Raw genomic sequence first — 18224 nt, forward strand, 5'->3', positions numbered from 1 at the left:
ATGGGGGTAGCTCCTTCGGGGGTAGGAACACCCAACCACTGACCGGGGAGTCGGCGGCACGGGTGAGAGCACCTCGTCCGGCGCTGCACAAACAAGAAAGTCTTCGGGGGTGGGCAACCGACAAGCCGCAGGGCTCGTGGTGCCGGGTCCAGATGTAACGACCGGGGGGCCGGGGTCATTCCGGGGGCGGCCCATCCATCGGCACCCTCGTGGGGACCGCGGTCGTTCGTGGGGACTGTAACGACCGGGCCGCGGCCCGCATTCCAACCCCGGTGGGCGGGGCGGCGGGCCGGTGGTGCTGCGATCGTCAGGGTATGTAACGACCCCGGCCCGGCCATCATTCCGGCCCCCAGGTGCGGCCCACCACAACGCCGAAACACCCAAACCCGCCGCAATGCCCCGCCGGTCTGCCGCCCGTGTCATCCGGCGGCCCGACACTTGCGCCAGGCCATCCGCTCCGCACATGATCCACTCGACATCATTGATACCGGGGCATCCGGCACGCTCCGACACCCCGACATCAAGAAACCCGAGTCGATCAAGACGGGTCGAGCACAGCCGAGGCTTATGAAAACGGATGAAGCCCCCGAAATGGGCTCTTGACTGAGCTTGTATCAGTGGATGACCCAACGGTGCCCCGGATCTGGACACCTCCGAGCGCCGGGGTACCAGCGTGGATGTACCCAGCGCCGGACGCACCCGGGGCCGGACGGCATCCGGGGGCCGCACGCACCCGGGGCCGCACGCACCCAGGGCCGCACGGCACCCGGGCCGGACGCACCCGGGGCCGGACGGCATGTGGGCCAATAGGCGCTGGCGCCCGTCGGAGTGTTCCGACGGGCGCCAGCTTCAGGTGCGATCCGGGCAGGGCCCGGTGGTGCGGATTAGTGCGCAGCCCCACCGAGGCGCTGGCGGCGACGCCAGGCCAGGGTCAGCAGCAGCATGACCGCTCCGGCGCCGACGAGGCCGCCGCCGAGCTTCATGGGCGTGCCGATGCTGTCACCGGTGACCGGCAGCGGCTGCTTCTTGGGCAGCACCCGCAGCTCGGTGGTGGCGGTACGGCCGGACTCCCGACCCGTGGCGGTGAAGGTCAGCAGACCCGTCACCGACGGCTTGTAGCTCCTGCTGAACCTCCCCTGGGCGTCGGTGACCGCCGTGAAGTTCAGCGGCGCGCTCGCCTGGTAGGCCACCGGGGCCATCGCCACGGTGCTGCCGTCGCTGCGGCGAGCCGGAGCCTGACCGCCGGCCGGAGCGGCCAGCGGAGCCACCGTCACCGAGATGTCGACGGTCTCGTTCGGTCCGAAGCCGGTGCCGGTCAGCACGACCGTCTCGCCGATGAAGATCGTCGGTCGGTTGACGGTCAGGGCCGGGTTCACCGGCGTGTACGGCGGCGGCTGGGTCGGGTCAGTCGTGGTAGGCGCCGGCTGCGGCTGTGCCGCCCCCGCTGCCGTCGGCACGGCCACCACGGCCAGGCCGACCGTGAGCGCCATGATGATGCGGGTTAGCCGCATGATTGGTTCCCTCCTACTGGTCACAGCTTGGTGCGGAATGAACTTGGGTGATCCAGGGGCTGGCGGTGGGGGTTAGCCACAACTCGGCCTGCCCGACGCCGGTCTTGGCCGTCAGCACGGTGACCTCAAGCGCCTTCTCGGCGCCGGGGGCGACGTCGACGCTGGCGGTCGCCACCTGACGGCGGCGTTCCGTGCCGCTGCCAAGCGCCGTCTCGACCCCGTCGAGCCGGGCCTCGAGCACCGCCCCGCCAGCCGGGCTGAAGATCGACACCAACGTGCGGGCGGTGTACGGATCACCAGCCATACCGAGACCGAGGACGGATTCGCTAAGTCCGGACTTCGGCGCGGTCGAGCGCAGGGTCACCCGCAGCCGGAGCTCGCGGCGACCGTCGGGCCGGCATTCGCCCACCGTCAGGTTCGCCGTCGGCCGCAGGTAGTAGCCGAGCTTCGCGCCGCTGCCGTCGTTGAGGAAAACGCCGACGGTCGGCACGGTGTCCTGTTCCGGAAGCGTCCCGGCCATCCGGCTCGCGCCGAATGTCCGCTGTTCCTCAGGTCGGGCACTCCAGAACAATATCCGTCGTTCAGTGATAGCACGGTCAAATGCGGACAACAACACACGAGGGTTGACATTCTTCTTGAAGAAGGCGTCGAACACCGACGCGGCCGACGCCGCGAAGAACTCGTCCTGCTGCCGTACGTTCAGCCGCTGGTAGCTGTCGTTGAGCAAGGTCTGCACGACCTTCTCGCTGGCCAGCGGGACGCCACCGGGCACCAACACCGGGCCGGTCGCCTTGAGCAGGTAGGACAGCACCACCGGGTCGACGGCGAGCACACCGTCGACAGTGATGCCCGTCGAGCGCCGGAACATCTCGCGGTACAGCATGGCGGCGGTCGGGAAGTGCGGAGACAGATTGACGTCGGCGGGATAGATGCCGGGCAGGTCGGTCCAGAGTGCCCGGGTCTCGGCGGGCACCTTCAGCGCCGGGGTGAACCGGCCCAGCGAGGCACTGCTGCCCTGCTTGCCCATCTTCACCGCGCCGTTCTCAGCCTCGATCATCGCGTACGCGCCGAACATGCCTCCGGTGGCGCGCAACTCGGCGAGGTTCTGTGAGACCAGCAGGTACCGTCGCGGTCCGTTCGCGCCGAGCAGCGGCGGCAGCAGGCGGGCTCCCTGGTCGGCGGCCGTGGTGAGGCTGGACAGCCGGTCGATCTCGTCGCGCAGGTCCGTCAGTGCCTGCCGGATCTGGCTGACCAGGCGATCGGCCGGCACCGCACCCAGGTCTCGGCGGGTCCGCTGCACCGACTCGTTGACTCCGGTCAGCTCGGTGGACACGGCGGTGAGCCCAGCGAGATCCAGCCGTCCGCCGGTCGGCACCAGGCTGGTCAGATCCGTCCGCAGCAGACTCGGGAACGCCTCCCGGGCCAGTTGGTCGATGGCGACGGCGATCCGGCGGACGGCGTCGAGATCGTCACCCGCGAGCGGCGTTCGCCGACCCAGTCGCCAACTCGGATCAGCTGTCGCCGCCCGAGCGGCACCGGACTGCTCCTGTAGGGCGGCGAGCGTCCGCAGGGCACGGTCGGTGTCCCCGCCCACCACCTGGGCGCTCAGCTCCCGGGCCAGGCCGGCGGCGTTGAGCAGGTGGGTACGCGCCTGCCAGCCGCGGAAGCCGATCCATCCGCCGGTCGCCAGCAGCAGCGAGCCGACGACCAGGGCACCGAGGAGGGCACGTCGCAGTCGGGCGCGCCGACGACGCCGGGATCGGCTCCGCCGCCGGGTCGGCCGTTCGCTTTCCGTCACACCACACTCCCGTTCGCGGAACCGGACAGAAGGTCCGTTCCCTGACGTTCTTAGCACGCGTCGGGCACGTTCATACCGTTATTCGTTTTTTCGCCCTTTAAGCGAATTTCCTTCGCCGTTCGCCGACTGGCTCGGTGACTCGTCCCGCCGCCTCGTGCAGCAGTCGCTCGATCCGGTCCACCCCGGCGGGCAGCGACATCTCCCGCAGGTACGCCGCCCGCCCCCGGCGACCCATCTCGGTACGCGTCGGCGGCGGGATCGTGGCGGCCAACCAGAACCGGTCGGCCAGCGCCGCCCAGTCCTCCGGTGGGCAGGACAGCCCAGCCCTGACTCGTTCGACCAGCTCGGTGGTATCGCCGCCGGCCGACGCGACCACCGGTGCGGCACAGGAGAGCGCCGCCTGCAGCTTGCCGGGCACCGTGCCGCGCAGTTCCGGAAGGTCGCGCAGCATGACCAGCTGATAGTCGGCGGCGGCGTACAGCTCGGGCATGTCGACCGGCGACCGGCGCTCCACGAAGCGGACGTTGTCCGCGCCCAACTCGGCGGCGAGCCCTCGGACCCGCCGCTCGGCCGAGCCCGAACCGACAAGGACCAGGTCCATCGTCCGGTCCAGCGCCGCAGCCGCCCGGACCGCGGTCTCCAGCCCCTGCCGTGGGCCGATCGTGCCGGCGTGCATGACCACGCAGCGACCGTCCCGCCGGACCAACTGGCGGGCCGCCGCGCCGGGTGTCGCCGGATAGAAGATCCGCTCGTCGGTCCAGTTGAGCACCAGCCGGACCCGGTCCGGTTCGGCGCCGGCGGCGACGACCAGGTCCCGCATCGACGGCGCGGCGACCGCGATCCGCGCCGCGGACCGGTAGATCCGGGTCATCGCGCTGCCCATCCGCGCCACCCAACGCCCCTCGGCCGCCTCGTCGGCGCCGTCGCGGGTCCAGACGTCCTGGACGTGCAGCACCGCCGGCACCTGCCCGAGCAGCCGGAGCACCCCGGCGGCGGCGAACGTCGTGGCCGGGAGTTGGAAGACGTACAGCGCGTCGAGGTCGCTGAAGTACCGACGGGCGGCCAGCGTCGCGCTGCCGGCGAAGGAGAGGTAGCTGGCCATCCGGGCGCCGGTGGACGTGGCGCCTCCCGGGTAGCGGGGCACCCTCCGCACGGTCAGCCGTTCGCTGTGCGTCTCGTGGTGCCAACGCTGCCGCCAGCCGGGATAGACGTGCCCGCCGGGGTAGTCCGGAAACCCGGTGAGCACCCGGACCTCGTGCCCCCGCGCCGCCAACTCCTCGGCGAGGCTGCCGGGGATGAACGCGGGCTCGGGCGGAAAGTGGTAGGACAGGATGCCGATCTTCATTGCCGCGCCCCCATCCGCTGCGAATCGGCGTCGACCGGCGCGGCACCCTGACCGACGGGTGGACGGCCCGCGTACGATGCCGACAACCCCTCCCCGCGCGGCCGCCGGCACCGACGCACCGTTCGCACGGTGTGCCCGCCCGCGTCCGCACCGACGAGAGGGGCACCGATGGCTGATCGCGTGTTGTTCGTCTGCCACGCCAACCTGTGCCGGTCACCGATGGCCGAGCATCTGGCCCGCCGGCTGCTGGCCGACCGGCCCGTCACGGTGGCCAGCGCCGGCACCGACGCGATCGACGGGCTGTCCATGCATCCGTACGCCCTGGAGGTCGCGACCGAGAGCGGCGCGGACCCGTCGGCGTTCCGGACCCGGGGTTTGCGGCCCGAACACCTCATCGACGCGACGCTGGTGCTGACCGCCACCCGCCGCCAGCGCTCGGTCTGCACCGCGCTGGCACCGAGCGCGCTGCACCGGACGTTCACCCTGCGCCAGTTCGGTCGGCTGGCCGCGGCGGCCGAGCCGCCCGCCGGGCCGGCGGACGACCCGTTGCGGGCGGCGATCGCCGCCGTCGCCCAGGCCCGGGGACGGCTGCAACCCGCCGCCCCGGACGCGGACGACCTTCGGGACCCGATCGGCGGCACGTCCGCCGACTTCCGCCGCTGCGCCGAGGAGATCGAACGGTCGCTGCGACCCCTCGCCGCGCTCATCGGGGCAGCCGGGTGAGTTCCTGGGTGTGGTCGGCGACGCCGTTGACCCCGGTGGTGGTGTCGCTGTGCCGGCCGCACATCGTCCGGTCGGCCGGTACCGACGCCGGAGGCATCGAGGCGACCACCCGGTAGGCCTCGTACTGGTACGCCTCGGCCTTGGCCACCTTGGCCATGTTCAGCACGCAGCCGAGCAGGCGGACCGAGACCGAGTGCAGTGCGCGGGCCGCCGCGGCCACCTGGGTCCGTGAGGTACGGCCCTGCTGGCTCACCAGCAGCGCACCGTCGGCCTGCACGGCCACGACCACGCCGTCGGTCACCGCGAGCAGCGGAGCGGTGTCGATGATCACGATGTCCGCGGACTCCCGCAGCGCCAGCAGCAGATCCGACATCGCCTTGGAACCGAGCAGCTCGCTGGGGTTCGGTGGGGCGGAACCGCTGGGTAGCACCAGCATCGACTTGTCGCCCCAGCGCTGCACCACGTCGCCGACCTTCACGTCGCCGACGAGCACGTCGGTGAGGCCGACCCCGGCGTCCAGCCCCAGGTACTCGTCGACCTTCGGCCGGCGCAGGTCCGCGTCGACAAGCAACACCCGCCAACCCGCCTCGGCCAGCGCGATGGCCAGGTTGCAGGAGAGCGTGGTCTTGCCCTCGCCCTGCAGCGCGCTGGTCACGGCGATGACCCGGGCCGGCTCATGGACATCCACGAAGCGCAGGTTCGTCCGCAGCTTGCGCACCGCCTCGGCGCGGGCCGAGGTCGCGGCGGCGCCGATGATGAGCGGCTCGGAGCGGGCACTGCTCTCGTAGGGGATCTCGCCGAGCAGCGGACTGCCGGTGGCGCGTTGCAGGCCGGCGGAGTCCCGCAGCCGGACGTCGGCGACGCCGCGCAGGATCGCCAGGCCGACGCCGAGCATCAGGCCGATCAACCCGCCGAGGGTGAGGTTGCGCGTCGGCTGCGGTGAGACCGGGTTGGCGGTGACCCGTGGGCCGCTTACCACCTCGATCTTGATCGGGGCCTTACCTTCGGGTGTCGTCTCGACCTTCTGCACCAGGTCGACGAACTTTGCCGCGAGCGACTCCGTCACCCGCAACGCCCGGGTCTGGTCGGTGTCGGTGACCGAGGCGCGCAGCAGGACGGTGCCGGTCTCGGTGGAGGTGCTCACCCGGCTGCGCACCTCGTCCGCGGTGAGGCCCACCGGGGTCTCGGCCACCACGCTCTGCGACAGCCGGTCGCTGGTGAGCAGGTCGGCGTACGACTTGACGCGCTGTTGGAGGAAGAGCCCACCCTGGTAGGCGTCGCTGACGCCGGAGTTGGGGGTGGTGACGAAGAAGGTCACCGAGGCGACGTACCGGGGTTGTGCCCGTACGGTCAGGAACGCCGAGACGCCCAGGGCCACCATGACCGTGACCAGCACGACCCACCAGTGCCGACGCACGTGGCGCAATTGGCGGAGCAGGTCCATCAGGAGCGCCTCCGCGTCGGTCCGGTTACGCCAAAAAACTTCACGAAAACCCCCAAGGTCGTCTGTAAACTCGTGAAACCATTAAAGCCGCTCATGCGGCTTATGTCCGGAGTTAGGCAGTTCTGCCTCGACACGTGCGCCCGCATAACCAACCGGGCGAGGGTGCATTCGGCAGCGGCGAGACCCGGGGAAAAGTCGGCCGCCGATCGGATGCCGACCGAACGGCCCCTGCGGTCGCCGCCGCACTTGAGCCCGGATAGGGTCGGCAGCGGTGTGCCGGGAAGTCTGGTCGGCGAGTGGATTCCTGCCGTCCTGACTCCCGAGGTGAACCCCGCAGATGACCTCCCCACCGTCGAAGCCCCGGCCGAGAACCCGGCTGTTCTCGCGATCGTCCTGGCCCGAGGCCCGGCACCTGGCCGACGTGCTGCGCACCGAGACGGTCGGTGGCGCGTTGCTGCTGCTCGGCGCCGTGACAGCGCTGGTCTGGGCCAACTCGCCCTGGTCCGACTCGTACACCCGGCTCGGCGGTTGGGTGCCCTGGCCCGGCGGCGCGCCCTGGCACCTCGACCTGGACGTGGCCACCTGGGCGGGCGACGGCCTGCTGGCCATCTTCTTCTTCGTGGTGGGTCTGGAACTCAAGCGGGAGTTCGTCGCCGGTGACCTACGCGACCCGCGCCGGGCCGCGCTGCCCGTGGTGGCCGCCCTCGGCGGGATGCTGCTGCCGGCGCTGATCTACGTGGCGGTCGTCGTGGCCGGGGGTGGGCCGGGACTGCGCGGCTGGGCGATTCCCACCGCCACCGACATCGCCTTCGCACTCGCCGTGCTCGCGCTGGTCAGCTCGCACCTGCCCCAGGGCCTGCGCGCCTTCCTGCTCACCCTCGCCGTGGTCGACGACCTGTTCGCCATCACCATCATCGCGGTCTTCTACACCGCCGACTTCCATCCCGTACCGCTGCTCGCGGCGCTGGCGCCGATCGGGGTCTTCGCGGCGCTGGTGCGACGCGGCCATACGTGGTGGTGGGCGCTGATCCCCCTCGCGGCCGCGGCCTGGGCGCTCGTGCACGCCTCCGGTGTGCACCCCACAGTGGCCGGTGTCCTGCTCGGCTTCACGGTCCCGGTGCTCGCCCGCCACCGGACGGCGGGCGGCAGCCAGCCGGGCACCACCGCTACGGGGACGGACGAGGGCGGGCTCGCCGCGCACCTGGAGCACCGGTGGCGGCCGGTGTCGGCCGGCATCGCGGTGCCGATCTTCGCCCTGTTCGCCGCCGGGGTCACAGTGCGCGGCACCGACCTGGGCGCCCTGCTGACCGACCCGGTGGTGATCGCCATCGTCGCCGGACTCGTGCTCGGCAAGAGCATCGGCATCTTCGGCTCGACGTACCTGCTGGCCCGGTTCACCCGCGCCGAACTGGACGAGGACATCACCTGGTCGGACCTACGCGGAATCGCCCTGCTGGCCGGCGTCGGGTTCACCGTGTCGCTGCTCATCGGCGACCTGGCCTTCGGCACCGACAGCACGGCCGACGACCGGGTCAAGGTGGCCGTGCTGCTCGGATCGGTGCTCTCCGCCGGGCTGGCCGCCACGGTGCTCCGCCGCCGCAACGCCGCGTACCGCCGGGTGGCGCAGCGGGAGCGGCTCGACGGCGACGGCGTGCCCGACGTCTACCAGCGGCCCGCCGACTGATCAACGGAGGCCGCCGCTCACCCGGCAGGCCGCGCGCTCAGCGGCGACGCTCGGCGGGCGGCAGGTCCTCGGTCTCCTCGACCAGCGCCTCCGCTGCCGGTGCGGTGAGGTCGTCGCCCGGCACCGCCACCGCCTCGGCCCGATCCTGCTCGTCGGCCTTGCCGCCGGGCGGTGGCTCGGGAGCGGTGGCGCCGCCGGCGAAGCCGTACTCGTTCGGTTCGTCGTGCCGGCTCATGTGGTCATCCTCCCGCTGTCCCGGTTTCGCCTCTCACCGCCAACGGTAGGTGCTGATCGTCGCCGGCGCAGGGCGCCGGGGATTGTCGCCCGGACCGCGGCCGTGCCGTGCCCAGCGCCGCCCCGAGCAGCTGACGCAGAGCGATGATCGCCACCGCGCCGGCCAGCCCGTTCCACCCCGGATCACCGGCCAGCCGGAGCAGGCCCGCCGCGGTCAGCAGATCCAGCAGCACCCGGACGGCCGCCCGAAGCGCCCCGGTGCTGAGCGCGGTGACCACCCCGGCGACCAACGCCAACGCGGTGACCGCCGTGATCAGGACGCCCGTCACGGCCGACGCTCACCCTCGGCCACCTGCCGCTGCTCCTGACGGATCTCCCGTCCCAGGAAGTAGTTCAACGCCGTTCGGATCGTCGCGATCGCGGCCAGCTGGCCGATCTGGTCGAACGACGGGGACACCGCCGTCCGCAGGACGTCGGCCGCCAACTGGAATTCGAGGCCGAGGGTCAGGAAGCGACCCAGCGAGAGCCGGATCGGCGTGAAGCGGGCGGCGCTGCGGTGTCGTAGCCCCTCGACCACGAACCGCACCGCCGCCCAGACCGCCCCGACGAAGATGACAAGCGCGCCCGCCACCTCCACCACGGCAACCAGCACCTGGTCGCCCTGGCGCAACAGCTCGGCCGGCTCCACCCCGGGCCGTTACCCGCCCTCGGCCCAGCTAGTCGGCGCTCAGGTCAGCTCGTTGACCGCCTCCAGGATCAGCCAGAGACCGGAGATCGCGAACAGGACCGCGGCGCCGTACCTGATGGCCTTCTCCGGCAGCCGCCGACCGAGCATCCGGCCGACCAGGATGGCCAGCGCGTCCGCGGCCACCATGCCGATGGTGGAGCCGAGCCAGGTGCCGAACCAGCCGTACTTGGTGGCGAGCGTGATCGTAGCGAGCATCGTCTTGTCGCCCAGCTCGGCAAGGAAGAACGCCACCGACACCGCCACGATCGCGGTCTTGCTGGTCTTCTCCGCCTTGCGCTTCTCCTCCTCGGTGAGCTTGTCGCCGCGCAGCGTCCACGCACCGAAGCCGAGGAAGGCCACGCCGGCCACCAGGGAGATCCACTCGGTCGGCAACACCGCCCCGAGGCCCACGCCGATGGCCACCGACGCCAGGTGCACCACCGCCGTGGCGACCGTGATGCCGATCAGCACCGGGATCGGCTTGAACCGCGTGGCGAAGGTCAGCGCCATCAACTGGGACTTGTCCCCCAGCTCGGCGACGAAGATGACGCCGAAGCTGATCACCAGCGCGGCGAAAAATCCCTCCATGACATCCTTCCCGTTCAGGCCGGGAGGAGGTACAGGGGCGCCCTCGACCCGGCTGCAACAGCCTGAGTCGAAGGTCTCGCCCGCCCCGGGAAACACCGGGGCCGCGTGGCCGGATGCGGAACGCACCAGTATGTCGACCACGACATTGGGGGCTACTCCCCTTCGCGGCACCAGCCTATCGGATCACCACCGGGCTCCGCCGGGGTGGGTGGACCGGCTCACCGCGCCCGCGCCAGCGTGACTCCGAAGAGCCCGTCCGGGTCGGTCCAGAACTCCGTCGTGGCGAAGCCCGCGGTGGCCAACTCCCCGGCGATCCCCTCCGGGCGGAACTTCGCCGAGACCTCGGTGCGCAGCTCCTCCCCCGCGGCGAAGTCCACTGTCAGGTCCAGCACCCGTACCCGCATCGGCCGGGTCGCCCGCAACCGCATCTCGATCCACTCGTGGGTCGGGTCCCAGCGGACCACGTGCGCGAACGCGCCCGGGTCGAAGTCGGCCCCCAACTCCCGATTGATCACCCGCAACACATTGCGGTTGAACTCGGCGGTCACCCCGGCGGCGTCGTCGTACGCGGGCACGACCACCGACGGGTCCTTCACCAGGTCGGTGCCGAGCAGCAGCCAGTCGCCGACCTCCAGCGCGCCGCGCATCGCCGTCAGGAACCCGGCCCGCTCGGCCGGCAGCAGGTTGCCGATGGTGCCGCCCAGGAACGCCACCAGCCGACGGCCGCCGGTCGGCAACCGGTCCAGTTGCCGGGTGAAGTCGCCAACGATGCCGCGGACCCGCAGGCGCGGATAGTCGGCGGCGATCTGGGCCGTGGAACTCGACAGCGCGCTGACCGACACGTCGAGCGGGACGAACGTGCCCAGCCCGCCGCGCCGGCTGAAGGCGTCCAGCAGCAGCCGGGTCTTCTCCGACGAGCCGGAACCCAACTCGATAAGGGTCTTCGCCCCGGTCAACGCCGCGATGGCGGGGGCACGCTCGGCCAGCACCGCCCGCTCGGCCCGGGTCGGGTAGTACTCGGGTAACCGGGTGATCTCCTCGAACAACTCGCTGCCCCGGGCGTCGTAGAACCACTTCGGCGGCAGCCACTTCTGCCCGGCGCTCAGCCCGGCCCGGACGTCGTCGCGCAGGCCACGCTCCAGATCGCCCTCTTCGAGGTAGATCTCCAACGGTTCCGCGGTCATCGATTCGCCTCTCTGCTCGAACAACAGTTGGTGTCACGACCGGTACGGCTCACCGGGTCGGCAACGGGCGTACCCGTACCTCGTCCGCGGTGGCCAGGACCAGGTGCCCCTCCGGCACCGGGCGCCACCCGGGATCGTCGTCGTGCGGCTCGGAGGCGAGCAGCACCGAACCCGGCGTCTCGCGCACCGACAACGCATGCCCGGCCACGCTGGCCACCGCCCGACGTCCGTCGGTGAGCAGCAGGTTGAGCCGCGACCCGGGGGCCGCGACGGCCACGTCCGCCACCGTCCGCCCGACCGCCTCGGCCGGGTCCTCGCCGGCGCGCAGCCGATGCCGCACCAACGCCCAGAGCAACGCCGAGTCGGTGGCGGCATCCAGGGTGAGCAGGTCACGCACCGGCAGCCCGGCGGCGAGCGGCACCACCGCGTCCGGCCAGCCGCGGACCACGCCGTTGTGGCTGAACAACCACCGCCCCTCGGCGAACGGCGCGGCGGCGTTGTCGAGCACCGCCATCCCGACGGTGGCCGAGCGCACCGCCGCGAGCAACGCGCCGGTGCGGGTCACCGCCGCGAGCTGGGCGATGGTCGGGTCGCTCCAGATCGGCTGCGCCCGTCGGTAGCGCACCGGCGCACCGTCGCCCGGATACCAGCCGATCCCGAACCCGTCGGCGTTGATGGTGCCCCCGCCGCGCATGTCGCGGGGCGCCCAGGACTGCCGCACCAGCGAGTGCGCCGGATCGAAGAGCACCTCGGCCAGGGTGACCGGCGGCCCCAGGTAGGCCAGGTGGCGACACATCAGCACACCGTCCCCGCCGGGCCGCCGGCCGCGCTGTGGATCACTGGTACGACTCGTCCCGCCGGACGTCGCGGGCGCAGCGGAAGCCGCTGAAGATCTGCCGGCGGATCGGATAGTCCCAGTTGCGGAAGGTGCCGCGGCAGGCCGAACGGTCGGTGCCGAACGAGCCGCCGCGAAGCACCCGGTGGTCGTCGCCGAAGAAGACCTCCGAGTATTCGCGGTAGGGGAAGGCGGTGAAGCCGGGATGCCCGTCGAACGTGGTCGAGGTCCACTCCCAGACGTCACCGATGAGCTGGTGCACGCCCAACGGCGAGGCGCCCCCCGGGTACGCGCCCACCGGCGCCGGCCGCAGATGACGCTGGTCGAGGTTGGCGTGCGCCTCGGTCGGGTCGTCATCCCCCCAGGGATACCGGCGGGACCGCCCGGTCGCCGGGTCCCACCGGGCCGCCTTCTCCCACTCCGCCTCGGTCGGCAGCCGCTTGCCGGCCCACGTCGCGTACGCCTGCGCCTCGTACCAGCACACGTGCACCACCGGCTCGTCGGCGCGGACCCGGCTCCACCGGCCGAAGCGCCGGTACGACCATTCGTCACCGTCCCGACGCCAGTGCATCGGCGCGCTGAGCTGCTCCTGAAGCCGGTGGGACCAGCCCGCCGCGCTCCACCACCGCTGATCGGTGTAGCCACCGTCGGCGATGAAGGCCGCGTACTGCCCGTTGGTCACCGGCGCGGCGTCGATGGCGTACGCCGGCAGGTCGACGCGGTGCGCCGGGCGTTCGTTGTCCAGCGCCCACGGGTCGGTGTCGGTGCCCATTGTGAACTCGCCGGCCGGCACCAGCACCTCACCGCCAACCCGGGCGGAGGGCTCGGGCGGCGGCGGGGCGTGCAGCACCGCCGACCCCGACCGCAGCTGGTGGGTGGCGAGCATGGTCTCGTCGTGCTGCTGCTCGTGCTGCACGATCATGCCGAAGGCGAACCCGTCGGCGACCAGGGGCCGCTCGGTGAACGCCACCCGGTCGAGCAGGTCGTGCACCTTGTCCCGAACGGTGTGCAGGTAGGCGCGCGCCTCGGCGGGCGGCAGCAGCGGCAGCGCGGGACGGTCCCGTCGCGGCTGCTTGAACGCGTCGTACAGCTCGTCGATGTCGCGGCGGACCGGCGCGCGGCCCCCGACGTCGCGGACCAGCCACAGCTCCTCCTGGTTGCCCACGTGGGCGAGATCCCAGACCAGCGGCGACATCAGCGGTGAGTGTTGGCGCAGCAGATCCGCGTCGTCGACCACCTCGGTGAGCAGCGTCGTGCGGGCACGGGCCCGTGCCAACTCCCCCGCGATCCGGTCGCGCAACCGCTCCCCGTCGGTGTGTCCCGTCGTGCTCGCGCTCACCTGTCCCGCCCTCTCGTCGCGGCGGCCAACCGCCGTCGTACTCCGTGCTGGATCTCGTCGTGGATGCCCGCCGGCAGGTCCAGCCGGGGCAGCGTGCGCAGGGCCAGGTCGAGCAGCGCCGCCGCGGCATCGGCCAGCGCGGCATCGCCCAGGCCGCGCCGGGCGGCGGCCGACCAGCGGTGCGCCACCGGCGCGGCGAGGGCGTGCGCCGCGCGCACGGTGCCCGGATCGGTGAAGAGCGCGGTCAGCACCGCCAGCGGGAGCCGCCAGTCCCGGTCGGGCTGGGCGTCCAGGTAGCGCAGCTCCAGATAGCCGCGTGGGCGCACGGGCGGGAAGAGGGTGCTGACGTGGTAGTCGAGGTCGTCGGTGGTGGGCGGTCGGGGCAACGCGCCGTCGAGCCAGTCGGCGAAGGTCACGCCGGGTGGCGCGGTCCAGTCCGTGCCGTGCCGGCGCAGACAGAGCAGGGGCGCGGCCAGCACGTACCGGACCCAGGTGGCGGTCGGGTCCTCGTCGACGCGGCCGGGCGTCCAGACCGGGCGGGTGCGGGCCGGGTCGATGGCCAGCCAGGCGGCCATCCGCGCGGAAGCCCAGCCGGTGCGCCGCCCGGCGTGCCGGTTGGCCGACGCGAAGACCGCGAGCAGCGGCGGCCCGACCGCGTGGGCGGCCGCCCAGCGTGCCGCGACCTGGTCCGGCTCACCGGCGTCGAGGCAGACCTGCAGGCCGGCGGTGCTGTACATCATGGTGCGGCCGGCTGCGCCGTGCCGGTCGAAGGCGCCGCGCATCGCGCGGTAGCGGGGAGTTTCCAGCACCGGGCGGGGCCGTCGGTGTGGGTCGATGCCGCTGCGGCCGAGGATCAGCCCGGCGGCGGCCAGCAGGTTGGTGACCTGGGCGATGTCGGCCTCGGTAGCCTGGATCAGTGCGGTGACCGAGGGGCGGGGCGGGGTGGAGATCTCCACCTGGCCACCCGGCTCGAGGGTCACCAGGCCGCCGTGTCGCAGCGGCTCGGCCGGGCTCGTGGCATCCAGCGTGGCGGGGCTGTGCCGCCCCAGCGCCGCCCGTAGCCGCGTCGGGTCGACGGGGCGGGCGGGATCGGCGGCGTCGTGCACGGTCCATTCCAGTTCGACGCCGGTGAGTGTCGGTGGGCCGGTCTTGAAGCAGATCCGGGCGAGGTGCCGGCCCGCGGCCCCGGACTCGCGCAGGATGGCGCTGCGATCCAACTCGGGTGACGTCACCAACGGTCGGGACCCCTCTCCGTGTGCCGACTCCGGGAGACGGTGCCACCGTAAACCCACCCACCGACACCGGCGGGGGTGTGCACGGCGCCACCCACCTCTGTCTAACAGACGAATTTCCCGCGCAGGGCGGAACGGAAACGCGCCAGCCGCCGGTCGTTCACCGGGGGCCGTGGTGGCCCGTCGACGGGGGTGGCCCCTTGGGCTTCGCCGACTCGGACGGCTTGGGTTCGGGCGCCAACCGCTGGCAGTACGCCGCGACCTCGGCGACGCCGCCGGCGGCGGCGACCAACCTCTCGAAGGCCGGCGTCCGCAACGCCTTCTCCCGCTGTTCGGGCTTCTTGGCCTGCCAGGCACGGCACAGTCCGTGCAGCTGGCCAGCGGGCGCGCCAGGGGTCGACGGCGGGTCCGGCGAGGGCGGGCCGGGCACCGGCGCTCCGGGGGACGGTCGGCCCGGCGACGGTGGGCCGGGCGGCGCCGATCGATCGGGAGCGTCGGACGTGGGTGCGCTCCTCTCGGGGCTCGACGACGTCCGCGACGGCGCCGGTGCGACCGGGTCCGGCGTCCGGTCCCTGGTGACCGCGGCGAAGGCGGCGCCGGCCGTGGCGGTGGCCGCCACCGCGCCGATCCAGGCCACCGCGCCGGTGGTCAGGCGGCGACGGCCGGGCCGGTGGGGCGCGGACGGCGCCGGATTGGCCCGGGCGGCCCGAAACGCGGCCAGCGCGGCCTCCTCGCCGGCCAACTCGCCGGGCCGGGCCGGGCCGGCGGCCGCGGCGAGCAGGCCGGCCACCGGGTCCGCCGGTGGTACGGGGGCCCGCAACGACCCCGGGTCGGCCCGGCGAGCCTGGTCCGCCGTGGCGTCCACGTCGGCGCGGGCCGAGTCGAGCAGCCGTTCGGTCTCGGCATGGTCGACGCGCCGGAACGGGTTCATCCAGAATCCCCTCACGTCAGCCGTCCGCCGGCTCGGCGTGCGGTGCCCGCAGGGGTGGGGTGCCGCCCGTGCGGGGTGGCGGGACCCCGTCGACCTCGACGGACGGCTCGGCCTCGCGCTGCCGCTCCAGCACGGCAGCGAGCCGTCGCAAACCGCGATGGGCGGCGGTCCGGACGGCACCGGCGCGGCGGCCCAGCACCCGGCCGGCGGATCCCGCGTCCAGCCCGATCACGGCCCTCAGCAGGACTGCTTCGGCTTCGCGGGGAGGCAGGGTGGCGATCAGTGCCAGGGCGGTCTCGGTGCCGATCGTCTCGCTGGCGCCCTCGGCGGTGTCGGCCTCGCTGGCCAGGTCGACGAGCGCGTGCACCGGGACCGGCAGGGACGGTCGGCGGCGTAACCGGCGCAGGTGGTCCATCGCCCGGTTGCGGGCGATGGTGACGGTCCAGGCGCGGAACTCGCCACCGGTGAAGGTGGGCAGGTCGCGGGAGATCTGTAGCCAGGTCTCGGAGGCGACGTCCTCCGCGTCCGGGCCGACCAGGGCGGTCAGATAGCGCAGCAGGCCCGGTTGGAGGCTGCGGTAGAGCACACGGAACGCGTCCTCGTCCCCCGCCTGCGCCGCGCTGACCGCCTCCGACAGTTCGCCGGTCATCCGCGGCCCGTGGCTTGTCCGGCTCGTGCCGCAGTGCTCCGCCGCGGTGCGGCAGACCACGCGGTACGCATCGTCCGCCCGCTCAACACCGCCCCCGCACCGCCCTCCGCCAATCTGTTCCCACCCGTGACCGAGATCGTCGGGCCGGGGTGTGTGGTGGGCCGACGCCAGGGTCGTCGGCTCGGCACGCCGACGGTCGAGGTGACCGGGGCGGCGCGAGCCGGGCTAACGCTAGGACGGGGCCAACGACGCGACAAGCCGGCACGTTGTCACGGAAGAGTGACAATTATCAACCCTCCGAGCCGGCGTGTCGTCATCACTGCCCGTGATCAGAGCGCGCAAACCAGGCGGCGGTACGCCTTTCGGCCACCGCCGAACACCGTCGCGCCGAAATATGTCACGTTTCGTCACGGCGTGTTGTCGCACCGTCACAACAACGCGGTGTCCATACAGGTCAGCGGGATGCGCCGCTGCTGTCACTCGTTCGGCTGACGGCCCGTGTCACGCTCCCGCGCGCCACTCTGGGTACGGTATTGCGGTGTTGTCATCGGAGGTCGTGCTCAGCGGTCGGTACCGCCTGGACGAACGTGTCGCCACGGGCGGCATGGGCGACGTCTGGCTTGCCGCGGACCTGATCCTCGGCCGGCAGGTCGCGGTCAAGGTGCTGCTGCCGACACTGGTCTCCGACCCCGACTTCATCGCCCGGTTCCGGGCCGAGGCCCGGATCATGGCGGCGCTGCGGCACCCCGGCATCGTGCAGGTCTTCGACTGCGGCGCCGACGACCTGCCCGACGGCGGCGGTCGGGCGGACTACCTGGTCATGGAGTTCGTCGCCGGCGAGCCGCTGTCCAAGCGGATCGAGACGGCCGGCCGCCTCGACGTGGCCGAGACGATGTCAATCGTGGCCCAGGCCGCCGCGGCGCTGAACGCGGCGCACCGCGGCGGCATCGTGCACCGCGACGTCAAGCCCAGCAACCTGCTGGTGCACGACGACGGCACTGTCGTCCTGGTGGACTTCGGCGTGGCCCGGTCCACCGACATCACCAGCATCACCAGCACCAACGCGGTGCCCGGCACCGCTCTCTACATGGCCCCCGAGCAGGCCGCCGGCCGTCCGGTCAGCGGTGCCACCGACATCTACGCGCTGGGCGCGGTCACCTACTGCTGCCTCACCGGCAGTCCGCCGTTCACCGGCGACAACCCGCTCCAGGTCGCCGTCCGGCACCTCGACGACGAGCCGCCGGAGCTGCCGCACGAGATTCCGGAGGCGGTCCGCGCCCTGGTGTCCCGGGCCCTGGCCAAGGACCCGCTGGACCGCTTCAGCAGCGGCGCGGCGATGGCCGAGGCCGCCCGGACCGCGGTCACCGGCGGCGAGCCGCCGACCGCGATGGCGGCAGCCGTTGCGCTGCGCGACGCTGGGCCGGGCACCCGCACCGACGGGCCGGCTGGCGCGGCGGTGGCGGGTGCGGCCCAGGCGCGGCGTGAGCGACGGCGGGGTCCGCTGGTCGGCGCGGCGGTGGCCGTGCTTGTCGCACTGGTCGGGCTCGGGGTGGCACTGGCCACGACGCACAAGACCAGCGAGGACCCGGCGGTCAACCTGCCGACCACCTCGCCGACGGTGGCGCCGAGCGGCCCGTTGGATCTGCCGGCGGGCAACGAGCAGATCGCCACCGGTGGCCCGACGCGGCCCGACCGGCCGGTGGCGCCCGGCAACTCCCCGACGGCGTCGATCTCCGCCACACCGAGCGTGGCCCCCAGTCAGACGACAAGTCCGCCGACGCCGGCGGTGCCGCCCACGATCACCACGGCACCGACCACCACCCCGCCGAGTACCCCGCCGCCCCCGACGTCGGCGCCCCCGTCGACCCCGCCGGAGAGCCCCGTCCCGGAGGGACCGGTGGTCGACTGAGCGCGCCGGGTTCACCCAGCGCGGATAGTCCCACCAGCACCGATATCCCCAAAACGGACTTGGGTCGTCGAACACCCCTCTAGGCTCCTCA

The 18224-nt window shown here is 72.7% G+C and carries 17 protein-coding genes; 3 read left to right on the top strand and 14 right to left on the bottom strand.

Annotated elements, in window-relative coordinates:
- Positions 1-884: 884 nt before the first annotated feature.
- The 3 genes from ABZU25_RS18220 to ABZU25_RS18230 all read right to left on the bottom strand — a co-directional run bounded on the left by ABZU25_RS18220 (position 885) and on the right by ABZU25_RS18230 (position 4654).
- The gene (locus ABZU25_RS18220; RefSeq protein ID WP_355030511.1) at positions 885-1511 is read right to left on the bottom strand and encodes a hypothetical protein; all 627 of its coding nucleotides are present in this window, start codon (positions 1509-1511) and stop codon (positions 885-887) included.
- Positions 1512-1524: 13 nt separating this feature from the next.
- Positions 1525-3309, bottom strand: a complete 1785-nt coding sequence (locus tag ABZU25_RS18225; protein ID WP_355030512.1) for a DUF4012 domain-containing protein — start codon at positions 3307-3309, stop codon at positions 1525-1527.
- 97 nt (positions 3310-3406) lie between these two features.
- Positions 3407-4654, bottom strand: coding sequence for a glycosyltransferase family 4 protein (locus ABZU25_RS18230; protein ID WP_355030513.1), 1248 nt, complete (start codon positions 4652-4654; stop codon positions 3407-3409).
- A gap of 168 nt (positions 4655-4822) precedes the next feature.
- Here ABZU25_RS18230 and ABZU25_RS18235 point away from each other — a divergent pair, with 168 nt between their 5' ends.
- Positions 4823-5377 (top strand): low molecular weight phosphatase family protein, encoded by a 555-nt coding sequence (locus ABZU25_RS18235; protein WP_355030514.1) that lies wholly within the window; start codon positions 4823-4825, stop codon positions 5375-5377.
- On the opposite strand, the gene ABZU25_RS18240 is transcribed toward ABZU25_RS18235, so the two are convergent.
- Complete coding sequence (locus tag ABZU25_RS18240) at positions 5358-6821, bottom strand: polysaccharide biosynthesis tyrosine autokinase (protein WP_355030515.1); 1464 nt, start codon at positions 6819-6821, stop codon at positions 5358-5360. The genes ABZU25_RS18235 and ABZU25_RS18240 overlap by 20 nt on opposite strands.
- Positions 6822-7158: 337 nt before the next feature.
- Between ABZU25_RS18240 and nhaA the strand changes: the two genes are divergently transcribed.
- Entirely contained in the window at positions 7159-8505 is a 1347-nt protein-coding gene (gene nhaA / locus ABZU25_RS18245) for a Na+/H+ antiporter NhaA (protein ID WP_355030516.1), read from the top strand.
- A 37-nt stretch (positions 8506-8542) separates the two neighbouring features.
- Here the strand turns inward: nhaA and ABZU25_RS18250 are convergent, their stop codons facing one another.
- The 10 genes from ABZU25_RS18250 to ABZU25_RS18295 all read right to left on the bottom strand — a co-directional run bounded on the left by ABZU25_RS18250 (position 8543) and on the right by ABZU25_RS18295 (position 16224).
- Positions 8543-8740: a hypothetical protein gene (locus ABZU25_RS18250; RefSeq protein WP_355030517.1), complete on the bottom strand. Its 198-nt coding sequence runs from the start codon at positions 8738-8740 to the stop codon at positions 8543-8545.
- Positions 8741-8744: 4 nt separating this feature from the next.
- The gene (locus ABZU25_RS18255; RefSeq protein WP_355030518.1) at positions 8745-9068 is read right to left on the bottom strand and encodes a hypothetical protein; all 324 of its coding nucleotides are present in this window, start codon (positions 9066-9068) and stop codon (positions 8745-8747) included.
- Positions 9065-9427 carry a DUF1622 domain-containing protein gene (locus tag ABZU25_RS18260; protein ID WP_355030519.1) on the bottom strand — a complete coding sequence of 121 codons (363 nt, stop codon included), beginning with the start codon at positions 9425-9427 and terminating at the stop codon, positions 9065-9067. The genes ABZU25_RS18255 and ABZU25_RS18260 overlap by 4 nt, the downstream gene beginning before the upstream one ends.
- A gap of 39 nt (positions 9428-9466) precedes the next feature.
- Positions 9467-10054: a TMEM165/GDT1 family protein gene (locus ABZU25_RS18265; protein ID WP_355030520.1), complete on the bottom strand. Its 588-nt coding sequence runs from the start codon at positions 10052-10054 to the stop codon at positions 9467-9469.
- 218 nt (positions 10055-10272) lie between these two features.
- Positions 10273-11238, bottom strand: a complete 966-nt coding sequence (gene egtD, locus ABZU25_RS18270; protein WP_355030521.1) for an L-histidine N(alpha)-methyltransferase — start codon at positions 11236-11238, stop codon at positions 10273-10275.
- A gap of 49 nt (positions 11239-11287) precedes the next feature.
- The gene (egtC, locus tag ABZU25_RS18275; RefSeq protein WP_355030522.1) at positions 11288-12034 is read right to left on the bottom strand and encodes an ergothioneine biosynthesis protein EgtC; all 747 of its coding nucleotides are present in this window, start codon (positions 12032-12034) and stop codon (positions 11288-11290) included.
- A 40-nt stretch (positions 12035-12074) separates the two neighbouring features.
- The gene (egtB, locus tag ABZU25_RS18280; protein WP_355030523.1) at positions 12075-13412 is read right to left on the bottom strand and encodes an ergothioneine biosynthesis protein EgtB; all 1338 of its coding nucleotides are present in this window, start codon (positions 13410-13412) and stop codon (positions 12075-12077) included.
- Positions 13409-14647 (bottom strand): ergothioneine biosynthesis glutamate--cysteine ligase EgtA, encoded by a 1239-nt coding sequence (egtA, locus tag ABZU25_RS18285; RefSeq protein WP_355030524.1) that lies wholly within the window; start codon positions 14645-14647, stop codon positions 13409-13411. The genes egtB and egtA overlap by 4 nt, the downstream gene beginning before the upstream one ends.
- Positions 14648-14804: 157 nt before the next feature.
- Complete coding sequence (locus tag ABZU25_RS18290) at positions 14805-15575, bottom strand: hypothetical protein (RefSeq protein ID WP_355030525.1); 771 nt, start codon at positions 15573-15575, stop codon at positions 14805-14807.
- 16 nt (positions 15576-15591) lie between these two features.
- A complete protein-coding gene (locus ABZU25_RS18295) occupies positions 15592-16224 on the bottom strand; it encodes an RNA polymerase sigma factor (RefSeq protein ID WP_355030526.1) in 633 nt (210 codons plus the stop codon).
- A gap of 538 nt (positions 16225-16762) precedes the next feature.
- Between ABZU25_RS18295 and ABZU25_RS18300 the strand changes: the two genes are divergently transcribed.
- Positions 16763-18133, top strand: coding sequence for a serine/threonine-protein kinase (locus tag ABZU25_RS18300; protein ID WP_355030527.1), 1371 nt, complete (start codon positions 16763-16765; stop codon positions 18131-18133).
- The last annotated feature ends 91 nt before the right edge of the window (positions 18134-18224 follow it).

The sequence above is a fragment of the Micromonospora sp. NPDC005215 genome, assembly GCF_040607915.1.
Lineage (GTDB): Bacteria > Actinomycetota > Actinomycetes > Mycobacteriales > Micromonosporaceae > Micromonospora.

What these genes read in the sequence shown, in the direction of transcription:
- ABZU25_RS18265 (WP_355030520.1), bottom strand. Translation starts at nt 10,054, where the DNA reads ATGGAGGGATTTTTCGCCGCGCTGGTGATCAGCTTCGGCGTCATCTTC.
- ABZU25_RS18295 (WP_355030526.1), bottom strand. Translation starts at nt 16,224, where the DNA reads ATGACCGGCGAACTGTCGGAGGCGGTCAGCGCGGCGCAGGCGGGGGAC.
- nhaA (WP_355030516.1), top strand. Translation starts at nt 7,159, where the DNA reads ATGACCTCCCCACCGTCGAAGCCCCGGCCGAGAACCCGGCTGTTCTCG.
- ABZU25_RS18290 (WP_355030525.1), bottom strand. Translation starts at nt 15,575, where the DNA reads ATGAACCCGTTCCGGCGCGTCGACCATGCCGAGACCGAACGGCTGCTC.
- egtC (WP_355030522.1), bottom strand. Translation starts at nt 12,034, where the DNA reads ATGTGTCGCCACCTGGCCTACCTGGGGCCGCCGGTCACCCTGGCCGAG.
- ABZU25_RS18220 (WP_355030511.1), bottom strand. Translation starts at nt 1,511, where the DNA reads ATGCGGCTAACCCGCATCATCATGGCGCTCACGGTCGGCCTGGCCGTG.
- ABZU25_RS18240 (WP_355030515.1), bottom strand. Translation starts at nt 6,821, where the DNA reads ATGGACCTGCTCCGCCAATTGCGCCACGTGCGTCGGCACTGGTGGGTC.
- ABZU25_RS18250 (WP_355030517.1), bottom strand. Translation starts at nt 8,740, where the DNA reads ATGAGCCGGCACGACGAACCGAACGAGTACGGCTTCGCCGGCGGCGCC.
- ABZU25_RS18230 (WP_355030513.1), bottom strand. Translation starts at nt 4,654, where the DNA reads ATGAAGATCGGCATCCTGTCCTACCACTTTCCGCCCGAGCCCGCGTTC.
- egtD (WP_355030521.1), bottom strand. Translation starts at nt 11,238, where the DNA reads ATGACCGCGGAACCGTTGGAGATCTACCTCGAAGAGGGCGATCTGGAG.
- ABZU25_RS18235 (WP_355030514.1), top strand. Translation starts at nt 4,823, where the DNA reads ATGGCTGATCGCGTGTTGTTCGTCTGCCACGCCAACCTGTGCCGGTCA.